Below are 6,242 nucleotides of genomic sequence, written 5' to 3' on the forward strand. Positions count from 1 at the left end.
AGTTGGGGATAAAGTGCGGTAAATTGTCTGACGTAACGTGGTCCGTAATTTGGCGGGATGCGTATTTGCATTAGTAACGGCTCGGCATTATGCTGCTGGATCAGCGTAATGATTTTACTCAGATTTGTCTGAATAAGTTCTACTGAAAAGCCACGCAGGCCGTCGTTGCCGCCCAGTTCAATCAACACGATATCTGGTTGATGCTCTGTCAGCAACGCAGGTAATCGCGCCAGGCCACCTGCCGTGGTCTCGCCACTGATACTGGCATTAATAAGCTGCCAGTCGGTGTTTTTCTGAAGTAACGCAGCCCAGCCTTGCTGCTGCTGCATGCCGTATGCGGCACTGAGACTGTCACCTAAGATAAGTAATTTGTCAGCGTAGCTGACCTGACTGACTAAACTGATTAACAACAAAAAGATGATGCGCATGACTAAAACACCTGAATTACATATAAAAGCCACAAACCTTGCTAAACGCGTCAAGGTCCCGGAGGGATCACTGACTATCCTGCATGATATCAGTCTTACAATCAATCGCGGGGAAACAGTAGCTATCGTCGGTGCCTCTGGGTCAGGTAAATCAACCTTACTTAGCTTGTTGGCAGGCCTGGATACTCCCAGTGCAGGTGAAATTTATATGGCAGGTCAGCCGCTGCATCAGATGTCAGAAGATGAGCGTGCTGGCGTAAGAGCCCGCGATGTCGGTTTTGTATTTCAGTCTTTTTTGCTGTTACCCAGTCTTACCGCACTGGAGAATGTTACGCTGCCTGCTGAGTTGTCAGGGGATAAAGTCGCCCGTAAGCGGGGCCTGGCCTTACTGGAACAAGTTGGCCTGAGCGCACGCGCTGATTTTTATCCGTCACAGTTATCCGGTGGAGAGCAGCAACGAGTTGCCATTGCCAGAGCCTTTATTACTCAGCCAGCAATTTTGTTTGCTGATGAGCCGTCGGCCAATCTGGATGCGGTAACCGGTAAAATGATCGAAGACTTGCTGTTTGAATTAAATGATAGCCAGGGAACAACTTTAGTGTTGGTTACCCATAATACTGAGCTGGCAAAACGTTGTCAGTATCAGCACCAGATGCGCTCTGGCCAGTTTGTTAATTCAGCGCCTGCGACAGAGGAAAGTGCTGATGTGGGCTAGTATTGCAGGGCGTTTATTCTGGCGGGAGTTAAAACGCGGCGAACTGTGGGTTATCGCCTTTGCGCTTTTTCTGGCTGTAGGCTCTGTGGTCAGTTTAAGTGGCATCACCCAGAGTGTTAAAAGTGCATTGCAGCAGCGAAGTGCGCAGTTTACTGCTGCAGACAGAGTGCTGGGCTCAAGTCAGCCGTTCGATAACGCTTTTTTTGCCGTAGCTGACCAGCTTGGTATCAGTTCGGCAAGACAGATGCAATTTGACTCAATGTTGTTCGCCGGAGAGCAAATGCAGCTGGCGACGATTAAAGCCGTCAGCGACAGCTATCCGCTGCGTGGTGACTTGCTGTTGCATCGTTCAGCCAGCGTCAGTGCCGGGCCGCAGGGGCAGTTAACACCGGGTGAAATCTGGTTTGAAGCCAGATTACTGGATTTACTCCAGGTTAAGCCTGGTGATAGGGTAGAGGTGGGAGATGCTAAGTTGGTTGTTGCCGGGGTCATTGTCAATGAACCTGATGCGCCACTGAGTGTTTTTGGAGGCTCTCCCAGAGTCATTATGCATCTGGATGACGTTGCTGCTACCAATATCGTGCAGCCTGGCAGCCGGATAAGTTACCGATATTTGTTCGCCGGGGCTGAAGCGGCGTTGGATAAACTGACGAGCTTGCTTGCGCCCAGGCTGACCGTCCACCAGCGTTGGCGGAATCTTGATCGCGAATCTGCAATAGGTAGTGCACTGGAGCGGGCTGAACGGTTTTTGCTGTTAGCTGGCTTGCTGGGCATTGTACTGGCGGCGTGTGCAGCCGCAGTCGCTGCCAGTCGATACAGCCAAAGGCATACCCAGGCGGTCGCGATTATCAAAGCGCTCGGTGCCACTACAGCGCGAGCCCGATTGCTGTACGGCAGTCATTTATTGCTGGTGGTGGTGTTCAGTCTGGTGCTGGGGCTGGCAGGCGGTCAGCTGGCTATCTTTGCTGCTGAATTCGGGATCAGTCACTATATCAGTGATTACCGCACTGCATTCAGTGTCAGGCCGTTGGCGTTGGGGATCTTAACTTGTGTTATCTGCGCCTTGTTGTTTGCTGCCAGACCCTTATGGCGGCTGGCAAAAACGCCAGCTATTGAAGTATTGAAGCAACCCGCGGCGGCTATTAATCTGGATAAATGGCAGCTGATTTTGGGTGCGGCAGCAATCTGGGGGTTGATGTGGTTATTCAGTGGCGAACTGCTGATAAGTGTTGGACTGTTTTTACTTTGTGGTTTATTTGCGGCTATTTTGCTGGGTTTTGCGGCAATTATGGTGAAGCTTGCGCGGCCGGTTGCTGCCGGACAAAGTAGTGCTCGTCGGCTGGCCCTGGCTAATTTGCGCCGCAGATTATGGCCAAACAGCTTTCAGCTGATTACCTTCAGCCTCGCAATTTTCCTGACACTGTTGCTGTATTTTCTTCGGGCAGAACTAATTGGCCAATGGCAGCAACAAATTCCTCAAGGTGCGCCGAATCACTTTCTGGTGAATGTCAGTGAAGAGCAGCGAGCCAGCGTCAATGCTTTTACTGCAGCAAATAATTTGCAGCCGGAACCATTTTATCCGGTTGTAAGGGGACGGTTAGTCAGTATTAACAGTGAACAACTGCAGCAGGAAGCGTCAAAAGAAGATCGCAGCGAGCAACGGGTTGGCGTGGGACGTGAACTTAATCTGACCTGGCTGTCGCAATTGCCGGCTAATAATAAAGTGATTGCAGGGCAGTGGTTTGGTGCTGAACCAAAGTCGGAAGTGTCGGTTGAGCAGGAAATTGCTCAGAGGTTACAGCTAGACCTCGGCGATAACCTGGCCTTTTCCATTGGCGGACAACAGATTACTGCCACTGTCAGCAGTATCAGACAGGTTGACTGGAATAGTTTACAACCCAACTTTTATATGATTTTGAGCCCTGACGTGCTGGCAGATTTTCCGGCAACCTATATTACGGCATTTTACCTGGAGCAGGGCAGTGGCAGGCTGATTAACCAATTAGCCCGGCAAATGCCTACCGTTACAGTGATTAGTGTCGATGCCATTATCAATCAGGTAAACGATATTATTGCCCAGGTCACTATTGCGCTGAGTTTTATTTTGCTGATTATTGCGCTTGCGGCAGCGCTGGTACTAGTTGCTCAGGTGCAGGCCACCTTGGAACAACGCGAGCAGGAGCTCGCCATTCTGCGCACGCTGGGTGCTAAGTATGTCTTTTTACGCAATGCGTTGTTGCTCGAGTTTGCTTTTCTCGGGGCTCTTGCCGGGCTGTTTGCCACTATTCTGGCAGAAATATTATTAATGGTGCTGCAACAACGGGTATTTGACATGCCTTTCCAGTTTCACTTTGCCTTATGGTGGCTTGGCCCGGTTATTGGTATCCTGACCGTAAGCTTGCTGGGCTGGTGGCAATTACGGCGTCTGTTGCAGATACCGGGTGCTGTGCTTATCAGGCGGGTGATTCAAAGTTAGGGCTTGCGATCTACAAATCTAAATCTGCCAGCGCAGCTGGCAGTTTAGGGTACTGAAATTTAAAGCCGGCATCTAAAGCTTGCTGTGGAATGACCCGCTGACCGTAAAGCAACAGGTCGGCCATTTCGCCAAACAGCAAGCGCACCATAAACGCAGGCATCGTCAGTTTTGCTGGCCGGTTTAACCGGTCGGCAAGCGCCTGGCTGAATTCTTTGTTGGTAACGGGTTTGGGCGCAACGGCATTAAACGGGCCATGTAATGTCGGCGAATGCAGCAGAAAGTCGATAAGTTTAACGATATCGTCGATATGGATCCATGACATATACTGCTGGCCACTACCAATCGGCCCGCCGAGTCCGAACCGGAACGCGGGTAACATCTTTGCGAGCGCGCCGCCTTGTTCAGATAACACTATACCTGTTCGCAGCAGACACACCCTGGTTTTATCGCTGCCTGCCCGACGTGCCAGGTTTTCCCAGCGGGCGCAAATATCATGGCTGAATTCAGGATAAAATGCGCTATGCTCTTCAGTAATAAATTCAGTGCCTTGCCGGCCATAGTAGCCAACGGCAGAGCCGCTTATCATGCAAGCCGGCGGTGTCTCTGCCGCCTGAATACATTCGCTAAGTTGTTCAGTTAACTGCCAGCGGCTGTGGCAGATGCGATGTTTCTGTTTATCAGTCCATCTCTTATCAGCAATCGGTTCACCCGCTAAATTAACAACCGCATCCACAGCATTAAAATCGACATTCTGCAGCTGATTAACGTAAGTTATGGCTGCTGTTTGCTGAAATTTGGTGACCGGTTGCCTTGTTAATATGATTAACTGATGCTGTTCACGCCAGTATTTTTGCAGGGCAGAACCAATCAGACCTGTTCCACCGGTGACGAAAATACGCATGATATGCTCCTGTCAATCGATATTGTGCTGCTAATTATAGCGGGTTGTTACTGCTCTGTTATTTATTTACAGATAAAGTCAGAGACACAGAGTCAGCAAATCTCAAGGCATGCGGTTTATCTATCTCAACTTCAGCAAAATGCACTGCAGGATGAGCACTGGCAAGGGCTAGTACATCGGCTGTTAGTTTTTCAAGCAAACTAAACCGGTTCATTTCAACCAGTTCAATTATTTGTTTGGTAATGGTGCGATAATTAAGGGCATTACTCATATCATCGCTGTCTGCCGCACTGTTCGCACTGTACTGGATTTTTGCGTTGATAATCACGTCTTGTTTATTATTAATTTCATCATCCTTAATGCCGATAAAAGTACGTAAACGAAGGTTTTTAATTTTAATGGTTGCAGGGTTAAGTTCCATAATGCTGTATCCTCAGAAAGTTTACTTGCTTTACGCTGGGCTCAGGCAGGACGATCAGCTTTTTATTGCAAGCTGACTTGTTAAAGTTTATTCCGGAAAAATCAGTTCAAATCTGGCCCCGCCAAGCGGGCTTTCAGTAATCTGCATGCCACCAGAGTAGGATGACACCAATTCTGCAACAATGGATAAACCGACTCCATGTCCGTCTTTATAAGTGTCCAGCCGGGTACCGCGGGTAAACAGCTTTTTTCTGGCGTCTTTGGCAATGCCAGGGCCGTCGTCTTCAATAATTAAATTCAGTGGGTGCTGGGTCACTGTCAGACGTACCTGTTGTTTACAGGCCTTACAGGCGTTATCAAGTAAGTTACCCATTATCTCCATCAGGTCAGTTTCATCACCACGAAAGGTGGCGTTTGGCGGACAGTCAATCTGAATAGTAAGATCTTTATCGCGATAAATTTTTTGCAGGGCGTTACAGAGTTTTTCAATGTGGGGCAGGATATCAAATTGTTTTTTCCAGATATCCTGACCAGAGCTGCCAGCTCTTTTCAGTTGATGCTCGATCATGGCACTGATCCTGTCAAGCTGCTCTTTCAATTCCGGCTGCTGACTTAGTACCGAGGTATTTAAAACCGCAACCGGCGTTTTCAGGGCATGGGCAAGATCACTCAGATGATTTCGGTAGCGTTGTTTCTGCCGGTTCTGGTTGGCCAGTAATAAATTCAGATCTTCCTTAATGGTGGTCAGTTCTGCAGGGTAGTGACCGTTCAGATGATCTTGCTCACCGCCTTCCAGTCTTCGAATTTCCTGATCAAGCTTACTCAAAGGTTTAGTTGTCCAATAGTAAGCAAGCACACTGAATAAAATCAGCGCTGCACCAATCCAGATAAACCAGGTGAGCAGAGTATTACGGAAACTCAGATAGGGCGCAGTCAACATTTCATCGGTTTGAACAATGTGAATTGTCAGAGGATGGGTTTGCTCGCCTGAATCGAACAGCAGCGCTATGCTCAATAACCAGTATTGCTGATTGCTACTGACATAGGGATAAAACCGGTCCTCTCCTGGCACGAGTGTCGTATCGGGCGGGCTGAATGGCTGACTTAATGACGAGTCTGATTGCCAGACAATATTGTCATTACCTGAACTATTGTGACCTGACCTGCTTCGGTTTTGTGGAGCAGCCGGGCTGATGTCATTGCTGGTGATGTAAGCGCTCAACCCGGAATCAGGCCGGAAAAAATCCGGTGACAGTGTTGTATTGCTTAGCTCAACTTTACCGTTCTGAATTTTCAGGTCTG

General features: G+C 48.9%; 6 protein-coding genes. 2 read left to right on the forward strand and 4 right to left on the reverse strand.

What is annotated here, in order from left to right:
* The coding region (locus tag R3177_RS12290; protein WP_318971322.1) for an arylesterase at nucleotides 1-428 on the reverse strand (428 nt) is incomplete at its 3' end.
* Between R3177_RS12290 and R3177_RS12295 the strand changes: the two genes are divergently transcribed.
* Both R3177_RS12295 and R3177_RS12300 read left to right on the forward strand, forming a co-directional pair.
* Nucleotides 427-1,143 (forward strand): ABC transporter ATP-binding protein, encoded by a 717-nt coding sequence (locus R3177_RS12295; protein WP_318971323.1) that lies wholly within the window; start codon nucleotides 427-429, stop codon nucleotides 1,141-1,143. The two genes, R3177_RS12290 and R3177_RS12295, sit on opposite strands and share 2 nt — an antisense overlap.
* Nucleotides 1,133-3,619, forward strand: coding sequence for an ABC transporter permease (locus R3177_RS12300; RefSeq protein WP_318971324.1), 2,487 nt, complete (start codon nucleotides 1,133-1,135; stop codon nucleotides 3,617-3,619). Before R3177_RS12295 ends, R3177_RS12300 begins: the two co-directional genes overlap by 11 nt.
* Nucleotides 3,620-3,629: 10 nt before the next feature.
* Here R3177_RS12300 and R3177_RS12305 read toward each other — a convergent pair whose 3' ends face one another.
* The 3 genes from R3177_RS12305 to R3177_RS12315 form a co-directional block, all read right to left on the reverse strand.
* Nucleotides 3,630-4,520, reverse strand: coding sequence for a TIGR01777 family oxidoreductase (locus tag R3177_RS12305; RefSeq protein ID WP_318971325.1), 891 nt, complete (start codon nucleotides 4,518-4,520; stop codon nucleotides 3,630-3,632).
* A 58-nt stretch (nucleotides 4,521-4,578) separates the two neighbouring features.
* Nucleotides 4,579-4,944: a dihydroneopterin triphosphate 2'-epimerase gene (folX, locus tag R3177_RS12310; RefSeq protein WP_318971327.1), complete on the reverse strand. Its 366-nt coding sequence runs from the start codon at nucleotides 4,942-4,944 to the stop codon at nucleotides 4,579-4,581.
* Nucleotides 4,945-5,028: 84 nt separating this feature from the next.
* On the reverse strand, nucleotides 5,029-6,242 hold a 1,214-nt coding region (locus tag R3177_RS12315; protein ID WP_318971326.1), incomplete at its 5' end, for an ATP-binding protein.

The organism is Arsukibacterium sp., from assembly GCF_033722355.1.
Taxonomy (GTDB): Bacteria; Pseudomonadota; Gammaproteobacteria; order Enterobacterales; family Alteromonadaceae; genus Alishewanella.